The 26,550-nt window shown below is 75.7% G+C and carries 23 protein-coding genes and 2 pseudogenes; 15 read left to right on the top strand and 10 right to left on the bottom strand.

Features of this window, described 5'->3' with window-relative positions; translation table 11 throughout:
• Positions 1-82 precede the first annotated feature (82 nt).
• Positions 83-979: a LysR family transcriptional regulator gene (locus tag AB0946_RS14755; RefSeq protein WP_366760954.1), complete on the bottom strand. Its 897-nt coding sequence runs from the start codon at positions 977-979 to the stop codon at positions 83-85.
• 62 nt (positions 980-1,041) lie between these two features.
• Here AB0946_RS14755 and AB0946_RS14750 point away from each other — a divergent pair, with 62 nt between their 5' ends.
• Positions 1,042-1,392, top strand: a complete 351-nt coding sequence (locus tag AB0946_RS14750) for a DoxX family protein (protein WP_366760953.1) — start codon at positions 1,042-1,044, stop codon at positions 1,390-1,392.
• 152 nt (positions 1,393-1,544) lie between these two features.
• Positions 1,545-3,083 carry a hypothetical protein gene (locus AB0946_RS14745; protein ID WP_366760952.1) on the top strand — a complete coding sequence of 513 codons (1,539 nt, stop codon included), beginning with the start codon at positions 1,545-1,547 and terminating at the stop codon, positions 3,081-3,083.
• A 69-nt stretch (positions 3,084-3,152) separates the two neighbouring features.
• Here the strand turns inward: AB0946_RS14745 and AB0946_RS14740 are convergent, their stop codons facing one another.
• The 3 genes from AB0946_RS14740 to AB0946_RS14730 all read right to left on the bottom strand — a co-directional run bounded on the left by AB0946_RS14740 (position 3,153) and on the right by AB0946_RS14730 (position 5,574).
• Positions 3,153-4,226, bottom strand: coding sequence for a class I mannose-6-phosphate isomerase (locus AB0946_RS14740; protein WP_366760951.1), 1,074 nt, complete (start codon positions 4,224-4,226; stop codon positions 3,153-3,155).
• Position 4,227: 1 nt separating this feature from the next.
• Positions 4,228-4,641 carry an SRPBCC family protein gene (locus AB0946_RS14735; protein ID WP_366760950.1) on the bottom strand — a complete coding sequence of 138 codons (414 nt, stop codon included), beginning with the start codon at positions 4,639-4,641 and terminating at the stop codon, positions 4,228-4,230.
• Positions 4,642-4,779: 138 nt separating this feature from the next.
• Entirely contained in the window at positions 4,780-5,574 is a 795-nt protein-coding gene (locus tag AB0946_RS14730) for a serine hydrolase (protein WP_366760949.1), read from the bottom strand.
• A 222-nt stretch (positions 5,575-5,796) separates the two neighbouring features.
• Here AB0946_RS14730 and AB0946_RS14725 point away from each other — a divergent pair, with 222 nt between their 5' ends.
• The 6 genes and pseudogenes from AB0946_RS14725 to AB0946_RS14700 all read left to right on the top strand — a co-directional run bounded on the left by AB0946_RS14725 (position 5,797) and on the right by AB0946_RS14700 (position 10,617).
• Positions 5,797-6,852, top strand: coding sequence for a permease (locus AB0946_RS14725; RefSeq protein WP_366760948.1), 1,056 nt, complete (start codon positions 5,797-5,799; stop codon positions 6,850-6,852).
• Positions 6,849-7,577: a TIGR03943 family protein gene (locus AB0946_RS14720; protein ID WP_366760947.1), complete on the top strand. Its 729-nt coding sequence runs from the start codon at positions 6,849-6,851 to the stop codon at positions 7,575-7,577. Before AB0946_RS14725 ends, AB0946_RS14720 begins: the two co-directional genes overlap by 4 nt.
• Positions 7,578-7,624: 47 nt before the next feature.
• Positions 7,625-7,831 (top strand): annotated as a pseudogene (locus AB0946_RS14715) (TIGR03943 family protein); the annotation flags it as partial.
• Between the two features lie 358 nt (positions 7,832-8,189).
• Entirely contained in the window at positions 8,190-8,792 is a 603-nt protein-coding gene (locus AB0946_RS14710; protein WP_366760946.1) for a hypothetical protein, read from the top strand.
• A 176-nt stretch (positions 8,793-8,968) separates the two neighbouring features.
• Positions 8,969-9,415: a peptidoglycan-binding protein gene (locus AB0946_RS14705; RefSeq protein ID WP_366760945.1), complete on the top strand. Its 447-nt coding sequence runs from the start codon at positions 8,969-8,971 to the stop codon at positions 9,413-9,415.
• Positions 9,416-9,552: 137 nt separating this feature from the next.
• Positions 9,553-10,617, top strand: coding sequence for a YihY/virulence factor BrkB family protein (locus AB0946_RS14700; protein WP_366760944.1), 1,065 nt, complete (start codon positions 9,553-9,555; stop codon positions 10,615-10,617).
• Positions 10,618-10,639: 22 nt separating this feature from the next.
• On the opposite strand, the gene AB0946_RS14695 is transcribed toward AB0946_RS14700, so the two are convergent.
• Positions 10,640-11,389, bottom strand: coding sequence for an SDR family oxidoreductase (locus AB0946_RS14695; protein ID WP_366760943.1), 750 nt, complete (start codon positions 11,387-11,389; stop codon positions 10,640-10,642).
• A gap of 150 nt (positions 11,390-11,539) precedes the next feature.
• Here AB0946_RS14695 and AB0946_RS14690 point away from each other — a divergent pair, with 150 nt between their 5' ends.
• Entirely contained in the window at positions 11,540-12,775 is a 1,236-nt protein-coding gene (locus AB0946_RS14690; protein ID WP_366760942.1) for a CPBP family intramembrane glutamic endopeptidase, read from the top strand.
• Between the two features lie 180 nt (positions 12,776-12,955).
• Here AB0946_RS14690 and AB0946_RS14685 read toward each other — a convergent pair whose 3' ends face one another.
• The 3 genes from AB0946_RS14685 to AB0946_RS14675 form a co-directional block, all read right to left on the bottom strand.
• Positions 12,956-14,791 carry a BTAD domain-containing putative transcriptional regulator gene (locus AB0946_RS14685; RefSeq protein WP_366760941.1) on the bottom strand — a complete coding sequence of 612 codons (1,836 nt, stop codon included), beginning with the start codon at positions 14,789-14,791 and terminating at the stop codon, positions 12,956-12,958.
• Between the two features lie 11 nt (positions 14,792-14,802).
• Entirely contained in the window at positions 14,803-15,336 is a 534-nt protein-coding gene (cpt, locus tag AB0946_RS14680; RefSeq protein ID WP_366760940.1) for a chloramphenicol phosphotransferase CPT, read from the bottom strand.
• A gap of 66 nt (positions 15,337-15,402) precedes the next feature.
• Complete coding sequence (locus tag AB0946_RS14675) at positions 15,403-18,240, bottom strand: BTAD domain-containing putative transcriptional regulator (protein WP_366760939.1); 2,838 nt, start codon at positions 18,238-18,240, stop codon at positions 15,403-15,405.
• A gap of 770 nt (positions 18,241-19,010) precedes the next feature.
• On the opposite strand from AB0946_RS14675, the gene AB0946_RS14670 reads away from it, so the two are divergent.
• Positions 19,011-19,898, top strand: coding sequence for an NAD(P)-dependent oxidoreductase (locus AB0946_RS14670; protein WP_366760938.1), 888 nt, complete (start codon positions 19,011-19,013; stop codon positions 19,896-19,898).
• A 192-nt stretch (positions 19,899-20,090) separates the two neighbouring features.
• Here the strand turns inward: AB0946_RS14670 and AB0946_RS14665 are convergent, their stop codons facing one another.
• Positions 20,091-20,753, bottom strand: a complete 663-nt coding sequence (locus tag AB0946_RS14665) for a hypothetical protein (RefSeq protein ID WP_366760937.1) — start codon at positions 20,751-20,753, stop codon at positions 20,091-20,093.
• Between the two features lie 512 nt (positions 20,754-21,265).
• Between AB0946_RS14665 and AB0946_RS14660 the strand changes: the two genes are divergently transcribed.
• Positions 21,266-22,021, top strand: a complete 756-nt coding sequence (locus AB0946_RS14660) for a VCBS repeat-containing protein (protein WP_366760936.1) — start codon at positions 21,266-21,268, stop codon at positions 22,019-22,021.
• Between the two features lie 16 nt (positions 22,022-22,037).
• Here AB0946_RS14660 and AB0946_RS14655 read toward each other — a convergent pair.
• Positions 22,038-22,694: pseudogene (locus AB0946_RS14655) on the bottom strand (maleylpyruvate isomerase N-terminal domain-containing protein).
• Positions 22,695-22,969: 275 nt separating this feature from the next.
• Here AB0946_RS14655 and AB0946_RS14650 point away from each other — a divergent pair.
• From AB0946_RS14650 to AB0946_RS14635, 4 genes are all read left to right on the top strand, one after another.
• The gene (locus AB0946_RS14650; RefSeq protein WP_366760935.1) at positions 22,970-23,413 is read left to right on the top strand and encodes an ester cyclase; all 444 of its coding nucleotides are present in this window, start codon (positions 22,970-22,972) and stop codon (positions 23,411-23,413) included.
• 43 nt (positions 23,414-23,456) lie between these two features.
• Positions 23,457-23,945 carry a GNAT family N-acetyltransferase gene (locus tag AB0946_RS14645; protein ID WP_366760934.1) on the top strand — a complete coding sequence of 163 codons (489 nt, stop codon included), beginning with the start codon at positions 23,457-23,459 and terminating at the stop codon, positions 23,943-23,945.
• Positions 23,946-24,057: 112 nt separating this feature from the next.
• Complete coding sequence (locus AB0946_RS14640; RefSeq protein ID WP_366760933.1) at positions 24,058-25,287, top strand: glycoside hydrolase family 88 protein; 1,230 nt, start codon at positions 24,058-24,060, stop codon at positions 25,285-25,287.
• Between the two features lie 384 nt (positions 25,288-25,671).
• Positions 25,672-26,523 carry an EamA family transporter gene (locus tag AB0946_RS14635; RefSeq protein ID WP_366760932.1) on the top strand — a complete coding sequence of 284 codons (852 nt, stop codon included), beginning with the start codon at positions 25,672-25,674 and terminating at the stop codon, positions 26,521-26,523.
• The last annotated feature ends 27 nt before the right edge of the window (positions 26,524-26,550 follow it).

Genomic DNA, 26,550 nt, shown 5'->3' with positions numbered 1-26,550 from the left:
ACCCCCCACGGTCACACCGGTCACGCGCGCCCGCCCCTCCGGCGCACCGTCATTGCGCCGGACAGGGGAGGACACACGTCCGTCACGTGGTGCGGGCCAGGTCCAGGCAGCAGCCGACGAAGTCCCGGACGACCGGGTTGCGGTCGTCGGCCGGTGCCCAGGCCACGGCGACCCGGGTGGGGCTCACCCCGGTGACCGGGCGGTAGACCACACCGGGGCGGGCGTAGAACCGGGCGGCGGACGCGGGCGCGAGGGCGACGCCGTACCCGCTGGCGATGGCGCTCAGCCAGTCGTCGGGCTGCTCGGTGACCGCCCCGATGCGGACCGGACGGCCCTCGCGCTCACCGGCGGCCAGCCAGTGGTCGCGCCAGGCGCCGGTCTCGGGCGGGGCGGCCGCGAACGGCTCGTCCCACAGCTCCCGGAAGGCGATCTCCGCGCGTTCCGCGAGCCGGTGCGTGCTCGGCAGCGCCACCCAGCGCTCCTCGCTGAACAGCACCTCGCACCGCAGCGCGTCCTGTCCCGGGAACGGCAGCCGCAGCAGCGCCGCGTCCACCTCGCCGTCGGCCAGGCCCGCGCTCGGGTTCGTCCAGGCCGCCTGCCGCAGCTCGGCACGCCATCCGGGCCGCCGCCGGGCGAACTCGGCGACGATCCCCGGCGTCGCCTCGTTGGCCGCGCTGGCGACGAAGCCCACGCGCAGCACCCGGGCCGTGCGCCGGCCGGCGGCCCGCGCGGCGCGCAGGGCGTCGTCCCAGGCCGCGAGGACGTCCGGGGCGCGGCGCGCGAGTTCCCGGCCCGCGTCCGTCAGCGCCATGCCGGCGCGCGAGCGGTCGAAGAGGCGTACCCCGAGCCGGCTCTCCAGCTGCCGGATCTGCTTGGTCAGCGCCGGCTGGGACACGTACACCCGCTCGGCGGCGCGGACGAGGCTGCCCTCCTCGGCGACGGCCAGGAAGGAGCGCAGCAGACGCGAGTCGACGTCCATTCCAGAAGGTTATGGACGCCGGTATTGGACGTCGCGGCGACCCTCCGGCGAGCGTGGACGGCATGAACCTCGCCTGTCTCACCGTCACCTGTGCGACCGTCCTGGCCAACGCGGGCATCGCGGCGGCCGACCTGGCGAAGGCGCCGTTCGTCCTCGCCAACGCGGCCCGGGTCGGCGTGCCGCCGCGCGGGCTCCCGGTGCTGGCGCTGCTGAAGGCCGCCGGAGCCTTCGGGCTGCTCCTCGGGCTGCTGGGCGTACGCCCCCTGGGCATCGCCGCCGGCACCGGCCTGGTGCTGTTCTACGTCGGCGCGGTGGCCGCCCATGTACGGGCCCGGGCGCTGCGCACCATCGCCTTCCCGGGCGTGTTCCTGGCCCTGGCGACCGGGTCGCTGGCCCTGGCTGCGGCCCGGTGAAAGGGCGGGCGTTCGACCCTCTGTCCGGTATGCGCCCGCGCCCGTACACTGCGAATCCACAGACATGCGGGCGGAGTTGACCGGGGGGAGCCATCATGTCCGGAGGTCCGTACGGTCCGGGTCAGGGTTTCGGCGGGCCACCGTTGCCGCCCATGCCGCCGGGTCCGCCATCCGTACCGGCGGGCCCGCCGCCCGCGCCGCCGGACGTCTGGCGGGCCGTCGCGGTCGCCCTGCTCAACCTGAGCGGACTCGGCCTCGGTTACGCGCTTCTGCGCCGCTGGGTGGCGACGGCCGCCTGCTGGGTCGCGACCGGCCTGCTCCTGCTCTTCGCGCTGCCCGCCGACGCCGACGGCCTGCCCGGAGCCGTGCTCGCCTGCTACGCCGCGGTGCTGCTGGTGGCGGCCGTCCACGGCGGCATCGCCGGACTGCGCACCCGGCTCGCCCGGCCGCACAGGGCGCCGCCGGCGCTCCTGCTCGGCGTGGTGCTGCTCGCCGTTCCGGCCGGCGGCGCCCTCTGGTACGAGGACGCCCACGACGAGGCCGTGGAGCAGGCACTCCTCGGCCGCCTGGAGCGCGCCGACGACCTGGTGGCCGAGAGCGGCCGCCAGTCCTTCAGCGCCGCCCGGCCCGGCTACGGGACGGCCCTCGGGGTCTACCGCGACATCGCCGTGCACCACGCCGGTTCCCGCGCGGCGCGGCAGGTCCCCGACCGGCTGCGGACCTACTACGCGACGGTCGGCGCGGCCTACGGCCACCAGCAGTACTGCGACGCCGTGGAGCCGCTGAAGTACCTCCGCACCGTGCCGGACACGATGCCGGAGGACCAGCTCGGCTCGCTGGCACGGTGGCCCGACGACCGGCTCGCGAACGCCCTGTACGAGTGCGGTGCGCGGCACCTGGCAAGCGGCGACACGGACTGGGTGGACCGCTTCGGGGACCTGCTCGGCACCTTTCCGCGGTCCGGGGCGGCGGCCAAGGTGGTACCCGCCGTGGACGCGGCGGTGACGAGGACGGAGAAGGCCGTCGGCGGGGACGAGCCCTGCACGGCCGTCGAGAGGCTGCGCGACCTCGACACCCGGATCGCCGACCTGTCCCGGTCGGCAGGTGACGCGGACGGCCGGCTGGCGAAGGCCGCGGGCCGGGCCGGCCGCGGCGGCGACGCCGGCGCGTACGCCTGCGGTGTCGACCAGTACCGGGACGGGGACTTCGACGCCGCGCAGAAGACCATGGAGCAGTTCGCCGCCGGCCACCCGCACGACAGGAACCGCGCCCGCGCCCGGAAGATCGCCATCGCCGCCGAGGTCGCCCAGACCCTCCCGGCGGCCGGCAGGAAGCTGCCCACCCTGGCCTCCGGCGGCAGCATCTCCGTCACGGTCAAGAACGACAGCCCGGACGACATCACGGTCCTCTACACCGGCCCGGTCACCGGCAGCTTCACCCTCAAGGGCTGCGGCGGCTGCAAGGCGTACTCGCTCGTCGACACGGCGTTCTCCACCTTCAAACCCTGCAACGACAGCGGCAGGAACTACCCGCAGCGCACCATCAGCCTGCCCGTCGGCACCACGTACTTCGTGCACAAGCCACACGGCGGCAGCACCGCGACCCCGGCCTCGGACACCGCCAGGCTCCGTTCGGGCTACATCTACACGGAGTGCGCGTACTCGACCCAGCGGCTGGGCTCCGGCTACTGACCGGCGGGCCGCAAGGCCGGCGTGCCCGGGGTTCTTCGTCCGGATCGGGCGTGATCCGGACGAAGAACCCTAGAGCCCCTCGCCGAGGGCGGCGATCACGGCCGGTCCGTGGCCGGCGGCCGTCAGCGGGGCCCGGATGTCGTCGTCCAGGTCGGGCACGTAGCCGAACAGGACGTCGGCGGGTCCGCTCACCCGCACCCGCCCGAGCGCGGCGGGCAGCAGCAGGGTCCTGGCCCGGCCGAGCCGGCCGGTCCAGCCGCCGCAGGTGACGGTCACGGGGGCGCCCGCGTTGCTGAGGACCTGCGCGGTCGCGAACGTCCGGACGAGGGGGGCGGTGCCGCCGGCCGTCCAGCGTTCCAGCGCGAAGTACGGCCCCGCGCACAGCACCGTCCGCTCCACCGAGTCGTCCACCGGCACGCCGAGACCCGGCTGGAACCGCGGCCGGGGCTCCGGACGCCACTCGTCCAGCAGCCGCTCGATGTTCGCCTCCCGCTCCTCCTCGGCGAGCGGTGCGCCGTCCTCCATCCGCCAGGGCATGGCGTGCTGCTGGATGTCGGAGGTCTGCTCGATCTCGTACACCAGGGTGCCCGGCCCGAAACTGTGCAGGGTCCCGCCCGGCACGTACACGGTCTGCCCGGCGCGCACCGGCAGGCGGCGCATCACCGCGTCGAAGTCCTGCGCGAGCAGCGCCCGGCGCAGCCGCTCCCGGTCCACCCCGGGCCGCACGCCGACCAGGGCGCTCGCGCCGGGTACGGCGTCCAGCACGTGCCACGCCTCGGTCTTGCCGTTCGGCTCGCCCTCCAGGCGGCGGGCGGCGGCGTCGTCGGCGTGCAGGTGCACGGGCAGCGCGCCGGTGCCGTCGATGAACTTGGTGAGCAGCGGGAAGCGCGGACCGTGGGGGCGGTCGCCCAGCAGTCCGCCGGGGTCCCGCGCCATCAGCTCCCGCAGCGACCGCCCGGCCAGCGGCCCCTCGGTCACCGTGGCGCCCTCCCCGTCGACGTCGCTGACCTCCCAGGTCTCGGCGACCGGGCCGTCCGGCAGATCCGTCCGGCCCAGCCGGTCGGCGAGGGCCCGGCCGCCGAAGACATGCTGCTTGACGGGCGTGCTGAGGCGCAGCGGGTACCAGCTCACCGGGTGCGCCATGTCAGCCGGCCGCGTTGTCGACCCGCATCCGCACCTGTTCCTCCAGCCGGCGCAGGCTGCCGTCCAGGGCGTCGCAGACCGCCCGCTCGCCCGGATCGTGGCCCTCCTCGAAGAAGGACAGGTGCACGGTCACCTCGCTGGCCCCGCTGCCGATGCCGGCCACCTGGAGCCAGCCGGCGTAACTGCCCTGCTCGCGGGTGCCCCACTCCAGGCGCATCTGGTCCGGTTCGGACCGCAGCAGGGCGGGCGTGTCCTCGCCGGACCGGTCCTCGTGGACGGTCACGGCGGGCGGTTCCTGTACGTCCACGTGCAGCTCGCCCGGGAGCCAGGCGTCGAGCTGGGCGGTATTGGCCGCCTGGTCGAAGACCTGCTCGGGCTGTGCGGGCATCGTGCGGGAACGTTCGTACTCGGCCATCGTGGTCTCGCCCCTCCGGTCGGAAGTCGTACCCCGACCGCGTGCCCCTTCCACGGCTGCCGAAAAGCCCCGGCGGCACCTTGCCTCCCCGGACGCCCGGCTGATCACCGGTGCGGGCGGGGGCCGCGCGGCGGTCGCTCACCCCACGGCCGCGCGCGCCGTCCGTTCCACCAGGGACACGCCGTCGCTCATGGAGGCGCTGCCGTCCGACAGGACCGCGACGAGGTACCGGTGACCCTTCACGGTGATCTGGCCGACGCTGTTGACGTCCCACAGGCCCGTCGTGTCGCGCTGGAGCCAGCCGTTCTTCAGGGCCTTGCGGGAGCCGCCGGTGCCGGCCGCCGGGACACCCCAGGTCTGTCCGGGCACGACCCGGCTCATCAGGGTGCGGATGTAGGCGCGGGAGTCCGCGTCGAGTCCGCCGGAGCCCGCGCGGACCGCTCCGCCGGTGTCGAACACGGCCCGCAGGAGCCGGATCTGGTCGCGCACGGTCGTCCGGGTCAGGCCCCACTTGGCGCCGGGCCCGCCCGTCGTCGAGGTCAGGCCGAGGCGCTTGTTGGCCGCCGCCAGCCCGGGGGCCCGGCCGATCTGCCGCCACAGGGCGTTGGCCGCCGCGTTGTCGCTGCGCCGGATCATCGGCTCGGCGCGCTCCCGTTCTTTCGCGGTGAGGTGCCGTCCGGCGTCCTGCGCCTGGAGCAGCAGGGCCGCGAGGATGTCGACCTTGACGATGCTCGCGGTGTCGTACGCCCGGTCCTCGCCGTGGACCGCGGGCGTGCGGCCGGTGCCGTCCAGGTCGAGCACGGCAGCCGTGGCCTGGGCCGAGGCGGCCGCGGCCGGGGTGGGGTGCAGGAGCCCGGTGGCGAGGAGGGCGGTCGCCGAGGCCACGAGGGCGCAGGCCTTGGCGCGTGCTGTGCGGGAGAGGCGGGACGACATGGGTCACGAACGTAGACAACTACGGCGCCCGGCGACGTGGCGCCCGTCACCTCAAGGCCCTGTTCGGCCCGGATTGTGAGAAGAGCCACCGATGGGGCGCATTGTCCCGGCCGGTTCGCCGGGGCGCGGCGTGTGCGCGCGGCCCGGGCGTGCTCCTCGCTTATCGTCGGCCAGACACCGACATCCGGAGTGAAAATGGATAAATCGGATGAGCTGGTTGGTGTGACGGAGGGTGTGGCGGTCGTGCCCCACCCCGGCCCGTCCGCGCGCCGGGTCCGGCCGTGGCCACCGGGCGCCGGCCCCAGGCCCTGGCCGCCCGGCACCGTCCCCCGGCAATGGCCCCGCGGTGTCGCCCTCGCGCTCGCGGCCGCGCTCCTGCTGGCCGGCACGCCCTGGCTGGACCATCCCGCCGTCCAGGCCTGGCGCACCGTCTGCCTGGCCATCACCGTCCAGGCACTCCCCTTCCTGCTCCTCGGCACCGCCCTGTCCGGCGCCATCAACGCCTTCGTGCCGGCCGACCTGTTCACCCGGGTGCTGCCGAAGCGGCCGGCCCTCGCCGTCCCGGTCGCCGGCGTGGCCGGCGCGGTCCTGCCGGGCTGCGAGTGCGCCTCCGTACCCGTCGCGAGCAGCCTGATCCGCCGGGGCGTCACCCCGGCCGCCGCCTTCGCCTTCCTGCTCTCAGCGCCCGCGATCAACCCCGTCGTCCTCACGGCCACCGCCGTCGCCTTCCCGGGCGACCCCGCGATGGTCGCCGCCCGGCTGCTCGCCTCCCTCGCCACGGCGGCCGTCATGGGCTGGCTGTGGCTGTGGCTCGGCAAGGAGGAGTGGCTGCGGCCGCTCCTGCGCCACCGGCACACCGGCCACCGGCACGGCCACAGCCGCTGGACCGAGTTCCGGCTCGGCTTCCAGCATGACTTCCTGCACGCCGGCGGCTTCCTCGTCCTCGGCGCCATGGCCGCCGCCACCTTCGACGTCACCGTGCCGGGCTCCGTCCTCGACGCCTTCTCCGGCACGCCCTGGCTCTCGGTGCTCTTCCTGGCCGTCCTCGCCGTACTGCTGGCCGTCTGCTCGGAGGCCGACGCGTTCGTCGCGGCCTCGCTCACCGGCTTCCCGCCGACCGCCCGGCTCGCGTTCCTGGTGGTCGGCCCGATGGTCGACCTGAAGCTGATCGCCCTCCAGGCGGGCACCTTCGGCCGCGCCTTCGCCTGGCGGTTCTCCACGGCGACCACCGTCGTGGCCGTCACCGCGAGCGTCCTCATCGGAGGCGCGCTGCTGTGAAACGCCCCCTCCAGGCCCTGCTCCTGGCCCTGACCGGCACCGGCCTGCTGCACACGGCCCTCCTCACCGACACCTACCTGCGCTACGTCAAGGCCGGACTGCGCCCGGCGCTGATCGTCTCCGGCGCCGTCCTGCTGCTGCTCGGTCTGGCCGGAGCGCTCACCCGGGACCGCGGGCACACGGCCGGCGGAACCGGGCACGGCCACGACCACAGCGGCATGCCGCGCGTCGCCTGGCTGCTGTCCCTGCCCGCGCTCAGCCTGCTCCTGCTGCCCCCGCCGGCGCTCGGCGCGTACACCGCGGCCCGCGCCGACACCAGGCCCGTCGCCGTGCAGAAGGGGTTCGGGCCACTGCCCGCGACCTCGCCGCTGCCGCTGACCCTCACCGACTTCACCAAGCGGGTCCAGCAGGACCGCGGCCGGGCCATCGAGCACCGCACCGTCCGGCTGACCGGCTTCGTCACCCCCGCCCGCGAAGGCACCGGCTGGTACCTGACCCGGATCGTCTTCTCCTGCTGCGCGGCGGACTCCCAGACGGTCAAGGTGCGCGTCTACGGCGGTGAGGCACCGCCCGCCGACGCCTGGGTGGAGGTGACCGGCACCTGGCACCCGCGTGGCACGCTCGGCACGAAGACGGCGGAGGCGGCGCTCGACGTCAGAGGCGTGCGCCCTGTCGCCCGGCCCGTGAACGCCTACACCGACGACCTGCCGCTCACGCCTTCCTAGGCCCGGCCGTCGAACCGCCGTGTCCGGGGAGTGCCGGGCCCGGCCCCGCGGCGGACTCCCAGACGGTCAAGGTGCGCGTCTACGGCGGTGAGGCACCGCCCGCCGACGCCTGGGTGGAGGTGACCGGCACCTGGCACCCGCGTGGCACGCTCGGCACGAAGACGGCGGAGGCGGCGCTCGACGTCAGGGGCGTGCGCCCTGTCGCCCGGCCCGTGAACGCCTACACCGACGACCTGCCGCTCACGCCCTCCTAGGGCCGGCCGTCGAACCCCCGTCGTCCGCCAGGGGCGCGGGCCGCGCTGCGTCAGGTGCGTGCTCTGGGGGAGTGCCGGGCCCCTGCCTCGCACTGGCCGGGGCCCGGCGCGGCGAGGGCCGCCGGGCGGCAGTGGTCCGCCACGGCCGGCTCGCAACGCGGCCACCCGCCGTTCGCGGGGTCCCGCGAGCCGGTCGGGCCTGTCGCGCCCGCTCGGCGTCGCAGGCCCGGCTCCCGGCGGACGACCGGCCAGGAGAGGTGCAGGATGGTGTCATGACCCGCGCCCGGGCGACCGGGTCCGGGAGACCGCGGGGGCCACCACGGTCCCGGCCGCCGGTGGGCGAGAGGAGGCGGTGACGATGACACGGACACCTCCCGCGACGGTCACCCCGGTACGGCTGTGGCGCTGGCGGCGCAACCCGCTGCGGCGGCACAGCGATGTCGTCGAGGCCTGGATCGTCCTCGCCGGCTGGGTGCTGGCCCTGGCGGTCGGGGTCTTCGCGGGCCTGTGGGCGGCCCAGGCCTCCGAGTCCGCGTTCGCGGCACGGCTGGCCCACGTGCACCCCGTGTCCGCGGTGCTCACCGACGACGCGGCGCGGACCCCCGCCGCGGGCAGCGGCTACGACGACGGACGGGTCTGGGTCGCCGTGCGCTGGACGGAACCGGACGGCTCGGCGCACACCGACCGGGCGAAGGTCTTCCCCGGCGCCCCCGCCGGTACCCGGGTGACGGTGTGGACGAACCAGGCGGACCGGATCGTGCCCGCCCCCCTCACCGGAACGACGGCCGACCTCCAGTCGGCGCTCACCGGCGTCCTCGTCGCCCCTGCGGCCGGCGCGCTGGTCTGGGGCGCGGGCCGGCTGGTCCGGGGCCGGCTCATCCGGCGGCGCCTGGCCGAGTGGGACGCGGAGTGGAGGCAGATCGGACCCCGGTGGGGGAACCTCAGCGGAGGGCGGGGCTGACGGCGCCCGCGCCCGGCGCGCGCGCCCCGTGTGCCTACCCCGCAGGTTGTACACCGGTCCGGCCCTACCGCGGCCGTTGGAGCCGGGCGTCAACTCCCGGGTTGGCGACGTGCGCACCCCCGGCACGTAGCTTTGGGTGCCGTGCCGAGAGGCACTCGTCAACCAGGGGGAAACACATGCGGACGAACATCTTCACCAGGACACTCCTCGCCACCGCGACCACGGTGGCGCTGGCCGCGGGCAGCCTCGCCGCCGCGGGCACCAGCTTCGCGGCACCCGCGGCCCACCCGGCGGCGGCCACCGAGGCCGTCACCCCGCAGGCGGTGAACAACCTCGGCCTGAGCGCCACCCAGGCGAAGAAGGTCCAGCGCTGGCTGAAGACGTACTGGAACTACCGGAACTCCATCGACGGCAAGCTCGGCACCAACAGCTGGAAGGCCTTCCAGCGCTGCCTGAAGAAGTACTGGGGCTACACCGGCCCGATCGACGGGATCGTCGGCAAGGGCACGATCAAGGCGCTCCAGCGGCTCCTGAAGGACAGCTACGGCTACCGCGGCCCCATCGACGGCATCGCCGGCTCCGGCACCAAGGCCGCCTTCAAGCGGTTCGCCGACGCGCACTGAGCCCCGGCACCGCGGCCCGGCCGCACGCCCTCCGTCCCGCCTCCGGGGCGGAGGGCGCCGGGCGAGGAGGACCGGGACGAGGAGACCGACGGGTGAACCGGGGGCGTGATCACGCCCCGCGGGGTTACCCGACGGGCATGGCGAAGCTGCACGTACCACGGATGCACCACAAGCAGGCCGCAGACGAGACCCCGGCGCCGCGCATCCCCGCGCCGGACGAGGCAGGACCCGGCGAGGACGTCGAGCGACGGGCACCGGACACCCCCGTGCAGCTGCCCCGGCGCGCATGGCCGGCGGTGTTCAAGGGCGCCCTGCGCGAGTTCCGCGACGACGAGCTCACCGACCGGGCCGCGGCGCTCACGTACTACGCCGTCCTGTCCCTGTTCCCGGCCCTGCTGGTACTGGTCTCGCTGCTGGCCGTCGCCGGCCGGTCGGTCACGGACAAGGTCCTGGCCAATCTGCGCAACCTCGCCCCCGGCCCCGCCCGCGACATCATCACCCGGGCGGTGGAACAGCTCCAGCACGGCGCCGGGACCGGCTCCCTCGTGGCCATCCTCGGCCTCGTGCTGGCCGTGTGGTCGGCCTCCGGCTACGTGGCCGCGTTCATCCGCGCCGCCAACGCCGTCTACGACATGCCCGAGGGGCGCCCCATCTGGAAGCTCCTGCCCGTGCGCGTCGGCGTCACCGTCGTCCTGATGGTCCTCGCCGTGGCCAGCGCGCTCATCGTGGTCTTCACCGGCGGCCTGGCCCGCCGGGCCGGGGACGCGCTCGGGGTCGGCGGCACGGCGCTGACCGCGTGGTCCATCGCCAAGTGGCCCGTGCTGGTCCTGCTCGTCACCGTGATGATCGCCATCCTGTACTGGGCGACCCCGAACGCCAAGGTCAAGGGGTTCAGGTGGATCACCCCCGGCAGCGTCCTCGCCCTGCTGATCTGGATGGCCGCCTCCGCCGGATTCGCGTTCTACGTCGCCAACTTCGCGTCCTACAACAAGACCTACGGCACCATGGCCGGCGTCATCGTCTTCCTGGTGTGGCTGTGGATCACCAACCTGGCCGTCCTGCTGGGGCTGGAGTTCGACGCGGAGACCGTGCGGCAGCGGGCCATCGCCGGCGGACACCCGCCGCGGGCCGAGCCGTACACCCAGCCCCGGGACACCAGGAAGTGGGACGAGGAGGACGTACGCCGCCTGGACGAGACCTGACGCGCCCGCCCTCCCCGCTCCGTCAGGCCGCGTAACCACCGTCCACCGAGAACTCCGCGCCCGTCACGTACGCCGCCCCCGGCCCCGCCAGGAACGCCACCATGGCCGCGACCTCCTCGGCCGTACCGAACCGGCCGAGGGCGGTCGCGGCCGCCTGACCGGAGGCGTACGGGCCGTCCGCGGGGTTCATGTCCGTGTCCGTCGGCCCCGGATGCACGACGTTCGCCGTGATCCCGCGCCCGGCCAGCTCCCGCGCCAGAGCCTTCGTCAGCCCCACCACCGCCGCCTTGCTCATCGCGTACAGCGTGGCCCCCGGCCCCGGCACCCGCGCGGTGACACAACTGCCGACCGTGATGATCCGCCCGCCCTCGCCCATGACCGCGGCGGCGGACCGGGCGGCCAGGAACAGCCCGCGCACGTTCACCGCGAGGAGCCGGTCGACGTCGGCGGCGGACAGGCTCTCCAGCGGTCCCATCAGCCCGACGGCCGCGTTGCCCACCAGCACGTCCAGCCGGCCCAGTTCCTGCGCCGCGCGCCGCACCGCGTCCGCCGCCTCCGCCGCGTCCCCCGAGTCCGCGCGCAGGGCCACCGCCCGCCGCCCCAGCGCCTCGATGTCCCGCACGACCTCCTCGGCCGCCTCCTTGCCCCGCACATAGGTCACGGCCACGTCCGCGCCCTCCCGCGCCAGTCGCCGTGCCGTCGCCGCGCCGATGCCCCGGCTGCCACCGGTCACCAGTGCCGTCCTGCCCCGCAGATCCGTTCCCGAAGTCATGTGTCCATCCCAGCCGACGGCCCCCGGGAGCACCGGCGGCGAACGGACACCGACCTCGGCGTGCGGCCCGCGGCCGGCCCGGCGGGTCACACCGGCCGGTCCTGCCGTAAGCCGATGGCGCGTCCAGGTGTCCTTCGGCAGGCTGACGGCATGACACAGCCACAGCCACTGCTGCCGCCCCCTGCCCCGGCGCAGGCCACCGAGCAGCTCCCGTACCACCGTCTGGCCCGCCTCTCACCGCGCTACCGGTGGTGGCGTCCCCTCCTCGGGACCCTGGTCGCGGCCGTGGCGTACATGATCACCGTGGTCGTCCTCATGGTCGTGCTCGCGGCCCTGGGCTCGGGCCTGGGCTACCCCCAGGACGACGACGGCTGGCCGGAGTTCGGCCCCGTCTCCGGCACCGCCGTGGACCTGCTCTGCATCGCGGTCGGCATACCCGTGGTGCTGCTGGTCGCGCGCTGGATCGGACGACGCCCGGCCGGCACGGTGTCGTCCGTGACGGGCCGGCTGAGATGGCGCTGGCTGCTGCTGTGCGTGCTGACCGCCGTGCCGGTCCAGGGGCTCGCGATGGGCTGCGTGTTCCTGCTCCCCGCGGACGGCGGGCCGGAGAGCCAGTGGGCGGGCTGGCCGGCCTTCGCACGGGCCCTGATCATGCTGGTGCTGCTGGTGCCGGTGCAGGCCGCCGCCGAGGAGTACGTGTTCCGCGGCTGGCTGACGCAGACCGCCGGGGCCTTCCTGCGCTCGCCGTGGGCCGCTCTGCTGCCCCAGGCGGTCCTGTTCGCCGCCGCCCACGGCTGGGGCACGCCCTGGGGTTTCGCCGACCTCGTGGTGTTCGGCATGGCCGCGGGCTGGCTCACCTGGCGCACCGGCGGACTGGAGGCGTCCATCGCCCTGCACACCGTCAACAACCTGGTGGCCTTCGGCATCTCGGCCGCCGTCGTGGACGGGCTCACCAGCGACGACACAGCGGCGGACGCGGGGTGGCAGCTCGTGGTGTTCGACGTGCTGAGCATGGCGCTGTACACGGCGGCCGTGGCGTGGTGGCTGCGCCGCCGCCGACTGGACCGCACGGCTCCGGCCCCGGCCCCACAGCCACCGGCTCCCCTGCCGTGGCCCCCGTACGGCACCGCTGTTCCGGTGCCGCGGCAGTGGGCGGGGCAGCCGGGGCCGGGGGTGGCGGGTGCGCCGTGGGCGGGGCAGCCGGGGCCCGGTACGGCCGGTGCCGGGCCGTGGGCCGGTCAGGCCGGACCGGGGGCGGGTGTTTCCCCGACGGCACCTGACGGGGCCGCCCCGCCGCCACCGGCCTCGGCCGGTCGGCCGGAGGCCGGTACGGCCTTTCCGCCCGCCTCTCCGGGCACCGGGGGAGACGGCACGGACCGTCCGTAGACCGCGGCCGGCTCGGGCGCCCGGGCGGGCTCGGCAGTGTGCCTGCCGCGCAGAGCGCTGAGCGTCACGGAGCCGCTTGTCGGCGTACGCCTCGCCCCGCACGGCCCTCGGCGGGGGCGGTGCGGGCCGCGGGCCCGGCCAGGGCGCGGTCGGCCTGGGGAGGCTGCGGCTCCGCCCCCGTCACGGCCCCGTGTCTTCGGCGAGGTCGGCGGCCAGGGCGGCCAGCGGGAAATCCCTGCGGGTCGCCGCACGCGCCGCGACGAGGGCCAGGGCGGACGGCAGCCGGCCGCACCTGCGAAGGATCTCCGTCACGGCCTCCGGCTCGGCGGCCAGCCGCGCCGCGCCGATCCGCCGGGCGAGCAGCTCACGGGCGTCTTCTGCGGAGGGCAGCCCCAGACGGAGCGTACGAAGGCCCGCGGCGGCCCGCTCAAGGGGCGGGGGCAGCCCGAGGTGCCCTGCCGGCCCGGCGGGGTCGCTCACGGTGGCCGTGGCGGGCGCGACGGCGACGGCGGGTGTGGTCGGTCCGGTGGGTCCGGTCGCCCCCGTGGCTTCCTCCGCCCCGGTCTCCCCAGCGGCCCCGGTGCCTGCGGTCACCGCGCCCGGTCCGGTCGAGCCGCCCCGGCTCGTGACCACCGTCAGGCAGCCCGGCACCTCCGGCAGCAGCGGACGGATCTGGCCGAGGCAGGCGGCGTCGTCCAGCAGGACCAGCAGGCGGCGCCCCGCCAGCGCACCGCGGTACCGCGCGGCGAGGGCGGTCACGCCCGCGTGCAAGTCCCGCGCCGGCGCACCGAGGGCCGCGAGCAGCCGGCGCAGCGCCTCGGCCGGCTCCAACGCGGCCTGATCGAGGGCCGATCCGCCCAGCTCCAGGTGGAGCCGGCCGTCCGGAAAACGGTCGGTGACCCGGTGCGCCCAGTGGACCGCCAGCGCGGTCTTGCCGACCCCGGCCGGACCACTGATCAGCACGGCCGACGCGGGGCGGGCACCGGTCGACGCGTCCGCGTCGCCCAGGGCATCCGGCGTTGCCCGTGCGGACGCCCCGTCACTTCGGGACCCCGGCGGTGAGCCCACGGGCGCCCCGCCCAACAGCCTGTCCAGCGCGGCCAGTTCTCGGCCACGGCCGATGAAGACGGGGAGGTCCGGGGGGAGTTGGGCCGGGCGGACGAAGGGCCGGGCGGGGGACGGTGGGACGGTGGGGAGCCGGTGACGGGCGGGGCGTATCTGCTGGCGCAGGACCCGGGCGTGCGCCGCGGCCAGTTCGGCGCCGGGCGCGGCCCCCAGCTGTGCGGCGAGGCCGCGGCGCGCGTCCTCGTAGGCGGCCAGCGCGTCCGCCTGCAGCCCGCACGCCGCCAGCGACAGGATCAGGCGGGCCAGCAGCGGCTCGTCGAGCGGGTTCAGGGCGACGGCCCGGCGCAGGCTCGGCAGCACCTGGTCCGCGCGCCCGCACAGCAGCGCGGCGTCCGCCGCCATCCGCGCCGTGCGGAGGACCTCCCGGTCCACGGCCGCGAAGTGCGGATGCGCGCGCACCGGCCCCGGCAGGTCGGCCACCACTGGGCCGCGCCACAGCCGCAGGGCCGAGACGAAGTGCCGTACCGCCTGCTCGGGGCGCGCGGTGGCGGCGGCCCGCATGCCCCGCCGGCTGAAGGCGCGGAACCGCAGCAGGTCGGCCTCGTCGGCCGCCGCCTCCAGCAGATAGCCGCCGGTTCGGCCGAGCAGGCGCCGCCCGGGTGAGCGCGGCGGCAGCCCGGGCTCCAGCAGCCTGCGGAGCGTGCCGACGTGGCGCCGTACCGCGTTCCGCGCGCTGACGGGTGGCCGGCCCGGCCAGAGCACGTCGACGATCGTGCCGGTCCGCACGGTCCGGCCCGGCCACACCACGAGCACACCGAGCAGGGTCCGGGCCTGCGGATACCCGAGATCCAGCTCGGTTCCCGCGCGCAGCACCCGCAGCGGGCCGAGCACCTCGAACCGCAGCGTCCCGGACCGCGTCCCGTCACCGGGTCCGTCGGGCAGCGACGCCATCCCGTCGCCGGTCAGTGGACGTGGGCCGCGATGGTCCGCGCGCACATCAGGGACTCGGTGTGGGTGGTGTCCACCTCCAGGTCGTACGACACCCCGTCGTGGACCACGTCGGCCTGGGCCGCCGCCATGCCGCGGGGCCGGTCTCCCCGGGCGATCTCCCGGGCCTCGGCGACCTCGGCGTCGCACCGCACCCCCACCCACAGGACGTCCAGTCCGGCGAGGGCCGTGCGCCACCGCTGCTGGGAGGCCGCCCCGCCGAGGAAGACGTCGTCCACGACGACCCTGGCGCCGGCGCGGGCCGTCGCCGCGATGCCCTCCATCCAGGCCGCCTCCAGCGCCCGGAAACCCGCACCGACCCGCACCTCGCCGTCCTCGGCGAACTCGATGCCCCCGTCGTCCCCTTGGAGCCCCGGGGGCAGCGCGTCGACCAGCGAGTCGATGCCGAACACCAGCCAGGGGTCGGGCAGTACGGCTTGCAGGCACCGCCCGATCCCGGACTTGCCCGCGCTGGAACCACCGTTGAGAAGGATCACCCGAGTCGTCACCGTGCCACCTTACGGAGCCGCCCGGCCGCGCGGCCAGCCGGTTCCGCGCGCCGGGCCCGGGCGCCGTCATCCCGCACCGGACCGCTCCTCCCGCCCGGCGAGCCGTTCCCGGACCCGCTCCGCGTCCGGATGACCGAGCCGGGTGAGCAGGGCGAGGGCCTGTTCCCAGGCGGCCCGCGCACCCTCCCGGTCACCGGTGGCCAGGTGTGTGTCGCCCATGCGGACCAGCGTGTCGGCCTCCGGGTACGGCGCCCCGAGCGCCCGGTACAGCGTGAGCGCGTTGCGGTAGCCGAGCAGGGCGTGCGGGTGGCGGCCGAGGCAGTGGTAGGCGTAGGCGATGCTGTCCCAGGCCGCCGCCTGGCCGTACCGGTCGCCCAGGTCCTGGAGCAGGGCCAGGGCCTCGAAACAGCGCGCGAGGGCCGGCCGGTACTCACCGCGCAGCGCGTGGTACCAGCCCACGGAGTTGAGGACGCTGGCCTGCGCCGGCCGGGACCCGGCGGTGCGGTACAGCTCCAGCGCGAGCTGGTTGTGCCGCAGGGCCCCCGCCAGGTCGCCCTCCTGCTCGCACGCCCAGCCCAGACTGCGGTGGGTGCCCGCCAGGCCGACGGTGTCCGCGGCGAGGGTGAAAAGCGTGAGCGCCCGCCGGAGACGGGCCCGGCTCTCGTCGGACAGGCCCAGCCTGCCCTCCGCCCGGCCGAGCCCGCGCAGCGCGCGCGCCTCCAGGACGGGATCGCCGAGCCGCAGCGCGGAGTCGAGCGCGGTGCGCTGGGCGGCCAGCCCGTCGTGCCAGTGACCGCGCCGCTCGAAGTACGGCTCCAGGGCCCAGGCCAGCAGGCACGCGTACCGGTCGTGACCGGTCGTGGCCGCCGCCTGGACGACGGCCGGCAGCGCCGGGTGTTCGGCGGTGAGCCAGGCCAGGGCCGCGCTGTCGTCGGCGAACGGCGGGGCCCCCGTGTCCGGCGGCGCCGGGGCGTCTCCGCTGGGGTCGAGCAGCGCGCCGGCGGCGTGGGCGCGCTCCGCGTAGTGCCGGAACAGCCGGTCGCGGGCCTCGTCCCGCTCGGCCTCGGTGTGGTGCTCGGCGAGGAGGCCGCCGGCGTGGGCGCGGAGCAGGTCGTGCAAGCCGTAGCGTCCGGGCGCCGGTTCGGTGACGAGGTGGACGGCGGCGAGTTCGCCGAGCAGCGAGCGTGCCCGGTGCCGCGGCAGCCCGGCGAGCGCGGCGGCGGTGGGCGCCGACACCTCCGGGCCGGGGTGCAGCGCGAGCAGCCGGAACAGCCGGGCGGCGGCGGACGACACGGCCCGGGCGGACCAGGAGAAGACGGTGGCGACGTCCACCGGGGTGCCGGGCCGGGTGAACCCGTCGAGGGTGCCGCGGGCCTCGCGCAGTTCGGCGGCCACGGCCGTCAGCGGGAAGTCCGGGCGCAGGGCGGCGCGGGCGGCCACGCAGGCCAGGGCGAGGGGCAGCCCGGCACACCGGGCGATGATCTCGTCCACCGCCCGCGGCTCGGCGGCGATCCGGCCGGCGCCCAGCCGTCCGGCGAGGAGGTCCCGCGCCTGGCCGGCGTCGAACGGCCGCAGGGTCAGCGAGCGGGCGCCGTGCGCGGCCACCAGCCCGGTCAGGTCGTCCCGGCTGGTGACGATGGCGAGGCAGCCGGGCGTGCCGGGCAGCAGGGGCCGTACCTGCTCGGCGTCCCGGGCGTTGTCCAGCAGTACGAGCACCCGGCGCCCCGCCAGCACACTGCGGTACAGCGCGGCCTGCGCGGCCAGGCCCTGCGGGACGTGCTCGGGCGGCACCCCGAGCGCGTGCAGGAAACCGCGGACGGCCTCACCGGGGTCGGTGACCGTGCCCGAGGGGGCGAAGCCGCGCAGGTCGGCGTAGAGCTGCCCGTCCGGGTAACGGCCGGCGACGCGGTGGGCCCAGTGGACCGCCAGCGTGGTCTTGCCCACCCCGGCCATCCCGCCGAGCGCCGAGATCAGCACCGTGCCGACGGGCTCCCCAGCGGCGAACGGGTCCAGCAGCTCGGCCAGTTCGGCGTGCCGGCCGGTGAACGCGGGAAGGTCGTGCGGCAGTTGGGCGGGTACGACGGGACGCGCGGCGAGGGCGTGCGCGGGCGGCGGCTCCGCCGGGTCCCCGTCCCCCGTCGTGCCGAGCGCCGTCCGGTGGGCCTCCTGGAGCTCGGGCCCGGGGTCGATGCCCAGCTCCTCGGCGAGACGGCGGCGGGCGTCCCGGGAGGCGGCGAGCGCCTCGGCCCGCCGGCCGGTGGCCGCGAGGGCCTGGACCAGCCGGGCCAGCAGGGGCTCGTCCAGCGGGTGCGCGGTGGTGGCCTCCCGCAGCCGGGCCAGGACCGCGCCGGGCAGGCCCGCGTGCGCGGCCGCGTCGGCCGCCTCCCGCAGGACGGCGAGCCGCTCGCGCTCCAGTGCGTCCGCTCCGAGCCGTTCGCGCACGTCCGGGGCGACCGCGGAGGCGACGGGACCGGCCCACAGCGACAGGGCCCGTTCGAACAGTTCCACGGCCCGCCCGGGCGCACCCTCGGCGACGGCCCGCCGGGCCTCCTGCCGCAGCTCCCGGAACCGTACGAGGTCCACGTCGTCCCCGTCGGTGAGCAGCCGGTAGCCGCCCGCGCCGCGCACCAGCCGGTTCCCCGGCGTCCGCGCGGGCAGCCCCGGCTCCAGCAGCCGCCGCAGCGAGCCGACGTGCCGGCGCACCACGTTGACGGCGGTGGGCGGCGGGCCCGGTCCCCACAGCACGTCGACGATCTCGGACACGGGGACGGGCTGACCGGCCCGGAGCAGCAACAGGGCCAGCATCGTCCGCGCCTGCGGACCGCCGGCGTCCAGCTCCTCGGCCCCCCGCCAGACCCGCACCGGCCCCAGCACCGTGAACCGCACCGGCACCCGCTGTGGCATCCCGCCCCCTCCGCTCACTCCTCCGGTCCTCGACTGTACGTGTCCGGAGAAAACCGGCAGGAGCGGCGGACCGCGGGACAGCGGCGCGCTCCCGGTCCGGGGGTACGGCGGAGGGTCTCCCGGCCCCCGGCTCGCACCGGGGCCGGTCTCCGCGCCGGGGCGCCGCACCAGGAACACGGTGTTCCGCGGGGCCGCTTCCGGTTCGCGGAGCAGGGCCAGCCGGCGGTCCCGGGCCGGCTGCGGCTCGCGCGGGGACCGCCCGAGCCGTCGTCGGAGGAGATGCGGACCGGTCGGCGGCACAGGGCTCCGGGGCTCGGGCCGGAGCGCCGGGGGCGACGACCAGGTCGTGCAGACCCACGGCAACCGCGCCGGGCCGGCGAGACGCACGGCACGGCCCGCGGGGCCGGCGGGGCGGCGCCCTCCAGGGCGGCGGACGCGTCCGGCGGACCCGCGAGCCGGTGGGCGAACGGGGCGGGTTCCCCACCGCACGGCAGTCGCGGGCACCGGCCGGGGACGTGCCGGGCCGGCTGTCCTGGACGGGCCGGCAGGACGGCACGCCGGGGGAGCGCCTCGGCGTGCCGCACGCCTGGCTGGTGGAAGATCTCCCTGGCGGCCGGGCCCGTATCCTCACCCGGAGACGCAGACAGACCGGCCGGCCTGCCGCCGCACCGGCCCGGCAGACGCCGACCCGATGGCGAACGGTTGCCGGGCGTGGCCGGACGGGCCGGTCCGCGCCGCCAAAGCCGCACAGCCACCTGGGAGTTGACGTCATGACCGACAAGCTCACCGTGAGTGTCCTGGGCACCGGCATCATGGGTGCCGCGATGGCCCGCAACCTCGCGCGGGCCGGACACACCGTCCGCGCCTGGAACCGTACCCGCGCCAAAGCCGAACCGCTCGCCGCCGACGGCGCGCACGTCGCCGGCACGCCCGCCGAGGCCGTCGAGGGCGCCGATGTCGTCCTCACCATGCTCTACGACGGCCCGGCCACCCTCGACGTCATGCGCGAGGCGGCCCCCGCGCTTCGCTCCGGCACCGCGTGGGTGCAGTCCACCACCGCCGGTGTCGCCGCCGTCCGCGACCTGGCCGCCTTCGCCCGCGAACACGACCTCGTCTTCTTCGACGCGCCGGTGCTGGGCACCCGCGAGCCCGCGGAGGCCGGCCAGCTCCTCGTCCTCGCCGCGGGGCCGAGCGAGCACCGCGCGACGGTGGCCCCGGTGTTCGACGCGGTCGGCTCCCGCACCGTGTGGACCGGTGAGGACGGCGCGGCAGGCACGGCGAGCCGTCTGAAGCTCGTCGCCAACAGCTGGGTCCTCGCCATCACCGCGGCGACCGGTGAGGTGCTGGCCCTGGCCCGGGGGCTCGACGTGGACCCGCAGAACTTCTTCGACGCGATCGAGGGCGGCCCGCTGGACATGGGGTACCTGCGCGCCAAGTCGAAGCTCGTCCTCGAAGACCGGCTGACGCCGGCCCAGTTCGCGGTGGCGACCGCGGCCAAGGACGCCCGGCTCATCGTCCAGGCGGGTGAGGAGAGCGGTGTGCGCCTCGACGTGGCCGCCGCGAGCGCCGAGCGCATGGAGCGTGCCGCCGGACAGGGCCACGCCGACGAGGACATGGTCGCCGCCTACTTCGCCAGTTTCGGCTCCGCCGACCGGTGACGGCCGCCCCGCGTGCCGGTGGCGCACCGGTGTCCCCGGCGAGGCCGGGCGCCGGCGCGGCGGGGGCCCGCTGAAGGGCGGCGACGGGGTTTCCGCCTGGTAACCGGCGGTCCCGGCCGTGGAGGCCGGCCGAGGCGCGGATCTCCGCGTGGCCTTCCTCGGCCGCCGCCGGCCACTGCGCGTGGCGGGCGGTCACGCGCCCGTCTCGGCGCCCTCCGTCGTCTCCCGCGCCGCTTCGCCCGGCACGACGTAGAAGACGGACGTGCCCTGCTTGGTGCGCTGGGCGCCGTTCCTCGCCACGAGGTTCTCCAGCGTGGTGCGCACGACCTTCGCCTGGATCCCCCGGTCGGGGTACGCCTTGCCCAGGGCCTCGCTGATCTCCGCGGCGGAACGGGGCTCCGTCTGCTCCGACAGGTGCCGGCGGACGAGTTCGACCAGAGTGGGCTGAGCGGGCTCGGACGGCGCCGGCTTCGTGGCCGCGGGCTTCCCGGCGGCCGCCTTCTTCGTCGCCGCCTTCTTCGTCGCCGCTTTCTTCGGTGCCGTCTGTTTCGGTGCCGTCTTCCTGGCCGCCGTCTTCGTGGCCGCCGGCTTCTTGTCGTCGGCGGGGCGCGTGCCGCCGCTCTTCTCGCGCGGGGCGGGTACGACCGCCCGCGCGGCCGGTGCGGCGAGGCCGAGTGCCTGCCGCATGTTCAGCAGAATGGCGTGGTCGTGCTGCAGAGTGGCCAACTGCTCCTGGAGCACGGCGATTTCAGCCGTGATACGTTCCTGCTCCTTGAGGTTGTGTTCGAGGTCGTTGGTCACCTGGCTGACGTACTGAGAGGTCAATTCGGTGATGGGCCCGGCGCTTTCCGGCATCAGTTCCTCCGCTCCTGACGGTGCGACACCTGGATGATACGGGTGGGTCAACCCGTTTTCTCCGTCGGTGAGGCGGCAGCGGGTGACCGGCGACACGCTCCGGGCCGCTACCGGGCGCGCCAGCATACCGTCGCCGAGGCCGGGCGCGAGTCCGGCCGCGCAGGTGTGGCTGCCGGCGGCGCGGGGTTCGACGGTGACGGCGGTGTTCCGGCCCGCTTCCCGGCCGTCGGCGTACAGCACGGCGGTGCCGGAGCGTGCCGGTGTCGCTGAGCGGGCTCAGAGACATGTCGTCGCCGGCCCGGCCCGGAGGTCTCGTCGAAGCGGTGCTGGGCCGCCGACTCCGGTAGCCGAAGCGAAGGTTGACCCGTGAGTCAGTAGACGAACCGGTGGTGGACACGGGCGACCGGCAGCAGCGTGACCGGCTTCCCGTCGGCAGGCGCCGTGAACCGCGGCGGGTCCGCCAGGACCCCGACCCCGGGGCACACCCGGCCCGGTGACTACCATGCCTGCCCATGCCCGTGCGCGAACCCGCCGGTACCTCCCGGCCGAGACGGCTCACCCGTACGGCGTCGCTGCTGGCGGGTGGCCTGTTGCTCCTCGCCGGCGGCGAGGACCGCCTGGGCGAGCCCCCACCGCGCCCGACGGGTCCGCCCGCCGTCACCGCCTGCCTGACGCCGTCGGGCGACCTGATCGCCGACGTGGACAACGACGGTCTGCCGGACCGGATCACCGACCCGTCCCACCGGGGTGCCCGGCTGGCCATCACCTTCGGCATCGGCTCACCCCGCCAAACGACGGTCGGGGCACGGGGGTTGGCCGACCGTACCGCCGGCCGGCAGGAGTACGTGAGCGCCGCCGTGGCGGACTTCGACCGGGACGGGTGGACCGACCTGGTCGTCGTGGCGGGGCAGGAGCAGGGCGGCGACGACCCGGTGCAGCCCCGGGTGGCCGAACTGAGGCTCGGACCCTTCTCCGACACCGGCCGCAGCCGGCGGACCGTCCCCCTCGACCTGCGGGCCACGAAGGACATCGCGGTGGCCGACTACAACCACGACCGGTATCCCGACCTCACGGCGTACACGTACTCCGGTGACGGCACCTACGAGATCCAGGCCCGCCTGGGCGACCCGCACCGGGGCCTCGCGCCCGACACCCGCACCTACACGACGGACGTCCCGGCCACGGGCTACCACCCCCCGTCCCCGCTGCCCCACGCGGGCCTCAGCCCGTTCCACCCGCGCTGCGGGACACGGGCGCGGGCCGGCTGACACCTGTGCCGTGCGCTCATCCGAGGACGAAGGGGAGTTCCCCGGCCAGTGGACCCAGTCGGATGCGCTCGCCGGCGGTCAGGGGCCGGCGCCCCGTTCCGACGCGCAGGACGTCCTGATCGGACCATGACGGGGGGAAGGCCGACCCGGCGATCTCCTCCAGCATGGCGCGGGACCGGGCGAGACATTCGGCGGGGGGATCCGCCGCGCCCGTGAGGTGGGCGATCAGATCCAGGTGGTGCAGGGTCCACTCCAGGACGTACGCGGAGAGGTAGTCGCCCACGGTGAGGACCATGTCCTGCGTGTGCACCCGTCGCTCCGGGTCGGCGAGTCCGGCCGCGCGTCAGGCCGCCGAACCGACGTCGTCCAGGTGGAACTTCAGCAGCCGCGGCTCCTCGTACGCGGCGGCCAGCCGGACGGTCAGCGCGTCCAGCGGGTCGTCGCCGGCGGGCGGGGTGTCACCGACGTTCCAGTACGTCACCGCGTCGTGCGTCGGCTCCGCCGTGGTGGGCGTCGCCAGGGTGATCAGCACGTCCTGGGCGTCGATGACCAGATGGCACGCCAGGTCACGGACCAGCCAGCCGGTGCAGCCGGACGGCCGCGCGAAGTCCTCGTCGGCGAGGCCGGCGACCGCGGCGCGCAGGGCCGTCCACGAGCGCGAGAAGAGATCCACGGCCGCAAACTAGCAGCGGGCGGCCCGCCCTTCGAGCGGATTCCCGACCGGCCCGTCCGGGCGTGCCCTTGACGCCGGTCGCCGGACCGCCGGCCGTCCGCGCCGGCACCGGTACGCCGCACGCACCCTGCCCGATCCGGCAGCGCCAGTGGGGTGCGCCCCGGTGGTGGGGGCGCCCACGGCGGCCATGTCACATACCGGAGGGCCGTCCCGTCGTAGGGGGCGTGGAAGCGAGTACGAAGCCGACGACTCGCGCCGACCCGAGGAGCCGGCCCATGCCGACAGCCCAGGAAGCACGCAACAAGGCGACGTTCCGCCGCCTGCACGACGCCGTCCGCACCGGTGACCTGGAGGCCGTTTCGAAGGCGATCGACGAGGCCGTCGCGCCGGACCTGGTGTTCCACGCGCCGGTGCCTGCGGGGGTGACGGGCGGGCAGGCACTCAAACGGGTGTGGGAGGTGCTGCTGCGCGCGTTCCCCGACCTGCGTGTCGAGATCGAGGACGAGATCGCCGAGGGGGACAAGGTCGTCTTCCGGAACACGGTCACCGGTACGCACCTGGGGGAGTACCAGGGCCTCGAGGCCACCGGGAGGGCCGTCAGGTACAGCGAGATCTTCATCCTGCGGTTCGCGGACGACCGCGTCGCCGAGATCTGGGGTGTCGTCGACGTCCTCGCGCAGATGCGGCAACTGGGCACGGCCCCCGGCGGCCCGTCCTGAACCCGCGTCCGGGATCCGGCCCGGTCGCATAGGGTCGGCACCCATGGATCTGCTTCCCTGCGCTCCCGTGCACGCGGCACTCGTCGCCGGCTGGCCGACGTCGGCGGCGGAGGCCGTGATGTGGTGCGGGAGCCGGGAGTTCCCCGTGGCCGCGGAGACGGTCGCCGGATGGCAGCAGGCGGACGACGTCGAGGCCCACGTACTCGTGGACGGGCGGAGGGTGCTCGGCTACGGCGAGGTGTGGCGGGACGCCGAGGAGGACGAGGCCGAACTGGCGCGGATCATCGTGGCCCCCGGGGCTCGCGGGGCGGGACTGGGCCGCCTGCTCGTCCAGGGCCTGCTCGCGCGCGCCGTCCGGGCCGGGTTCACGGATGTCTCCCTGCGGGTGCACCCCGGCAACGACCGCGCGCTGCGGTGCTACCTGGGCGCCGGGTTCCGTCCGGTCTCCCCCGAACTCGCCGCGAGCTGGAACACCGCGCAGCCGGTCGACTACGTCTGGCTCCGGCACGACTCCGGCGCCCCGCACCACTGACTCCGTTCCCCGTTCACGCTGATGAACTCCGCACACATGGGTGTACACCGTCAAGTCCGGTGTGCAAGGCTCGGTCAACTTCTCTCGTTCACAGTGGAGTTGGAGGACGAGCATGAGCGTTTCCCGGCGTGCGTTGCTGGCGACGGCGGCCGGCGCGGCGGCTGCGGGGGCCTGCGCGGTACCGGCCGTCGCGGCGCCGGACCGGCAGCCGTCAGGAGCGACCTCGCGGACCCTGCGCGCCGCGGCGGACTACGCCGTGGAGAAGGTCCGTGCCGTCGCGCCCGGAGTGACGGGTTTCCCGGTCGGGACCAAGTTCGAGAAGTGGACGTACTCGCGCAACGGGGACTGGGTCGGCGGCTTCTGGCCCGGCACCCTGTGGATGGCCTGGCTGTACAGCGAGGACGACGCCTTCCGCACGTGGGCGGTCGAGTCGGCCCGGAACCTCGCCCCCCGGCAGTCGGATACGAGCACGCACGACCTGGGGTTCCTCTTCACCCCTTCCTGGGTCACCGCCTGGCGCCTGACCGGCGACGACGAGTGGCGTACGGGGGCGATCCGGGCCGCCGACTCCCTGATCCAGCGGTACAACCCGCGCGGGAAGTTCATCCGGGCCTGGGGCGCGCTGACGGACCGCGCCAACGCGGGTCGCGTCATCATGGACACGATGATGAACCTCGATCTGCTGGCGTTCGCGAGCCGGCAGACCGGCGACGACACCTACCTGGACATCGCCGTCGAGCACGCGAGGACCGCGCAGCGCGTCTTCCCCCGGCCCGACGGATCCACCCCGCACGTGTTCGACTTCGACCCCGACACCGGTGCCCCCCTCGGGCCCGGCACGGTGCAGGGCTACAGCCCCACCTCGTGCTGGTCGCGCGGGCAGGCCTGGGGCATCTACGGCTTCACCACCATGTACCGGCGGACCGGGCACACGGAGTTCAGGGACACCGCTCGCCGGCTCGCCGACTTCGCCATCGGAGCGCTGACCCCGGACCACGTGCCGGTGTGGGACTACCGCGCGCCGCAGCAGCCGCACGACATCAAGGACGCCTCCGCCGGCGCCATCATGGCGTGCGGCCTGCTCGACCTGCACGCGGCCACCGGCAGGCACACCTACCGGGAGGTGGCGCTGCGGCTGCTCACCGCGCTCGCGGACACCTGCCTGACGAGGAACTCGGCCCGCGCCGACGCGGTCGTGGCCCGCTGCACCCGCAACCGGCCGGCCGAGGACGGCATCGAGGTCTCCCTGCCCTACGCGGACTACTACCTCCTCGAAGGCATCCTGCGCGTGCTCCGGCCCGACGCCGTCGACCGGGCGATCGACCTGTCGCAACCGGCGTGAGCCGGCGACGCGGCGACCTCTGGACCACCCCGCCGACGATCCCCGTGCCGCCGCCGGCACCCCACCGGCGGCGGCTCGGCGGACACCCCGGTGCCCCGGCCAGGCCCTGGCGCGCCGGGCGGGCGTCAGCGCATGTCACCTACGGGAGCCGTGCCCGTACGCCCGTCTCCGGGTGAGCTCGAACCTCTGACGGGGCACCGGTGCCGGTGAGCGTCCCGCCGGCGGCCGGCTGCCCGGACCGCGCCTCCCGACCCCGAACGCCCGCCGGAGCGGGACCTGTTGTCATCATCACCGGGATTCCGGGTACGGCCGTCGGTATGGCCCTGTGCACCGCTGTCCCGCCGCCCCGGGAGGCCCTGCCGCCGTCGCCGGCGGGAGGCGCCCGTGGGTGAGGCGCTCGCGCTGGCCTCCGCGCTCTGCTTCGGTGTGACCCACTTCGTGAACGGCCTGGTCGCGCGCAGGAGCGACGGCATCACCGTGGCCCTCCACGCACAGCTCGCCGGGACCGCGGTCGCGGTGGTGGCGGCGCTCGCGTCCTCCTCCGGCGGCGGGACGGCGGGCGACTGCTGGTTCGGGGCACTGTCGGGCATCGGTACGGGCGTCGGGGTCGCGTTCCTGTACCGGGCGATGGCGCAGGGGCAGATGAGCGTCGTCGTCCCGGTCAGCGACGTGGGGGCCGTCGCCCTTCCCGTCCTGGTGGGCGTCGCCTTCCTCGGTGAACGGCCGGCCGCCGTCGCCTGGGCCGGGATCGCCGTCGCCGTACCGGCGCTGTGGCTCGTCGCCCAGGCCGCGGGGCCGGGTACGGACCGTCACGGCGCCGGACCGGTGACCGCCGGCGTGCCTGACGCGCTGGCCGCGAGTGCCGGCTTCGGGGTGCAGTTCCTGGCGATGGCCCAGGTGGGGGCGGACGGCGGCCTGTGGCCCGTCGTCGTCAGCCGGGTCGCGTCCGTGGTGGTGATCGCCGTGGTGCTCGCCCTGTACCGGTCCCCGGTGACGCTGCCCGGCACGCTCGCGGCGGTGGCCGGCGCGGGCGGTGCGGTCGGGACCGTGGCCATCCTCCTCTACCTCGCCGCGACGCGGCACCAGCTGATGGCCGTGGCCACCGTGCTGTCCGCGCTCTACCCGGCCGTCCCGGTGCTGCTGGCACTGGCCTTCCTGCACGAGCGGCTCACCCGCCGGCAGACCGCCGGGCTGGTGTGCGCGGCCGCCGCCATCGCGCTCATCGCCCTGCGCTGAGCACCGTGGCGGACGGCCCCGCCGCGA

It is taken from the genome of Streptomyces sp. NPDC046870 (assembly GCF_040704595.1).
In the GTDB taxonomy this organism is placed as follows: Bacteria; Actinomycetota; Actinomycetes; order Streptomycetales; family Streptomycetaceae; genus Streptomyces; species Streptomyces argyrophylli.
This window is presented reverse-complemented; position numbering and strand designations above follow the sequence as displayed.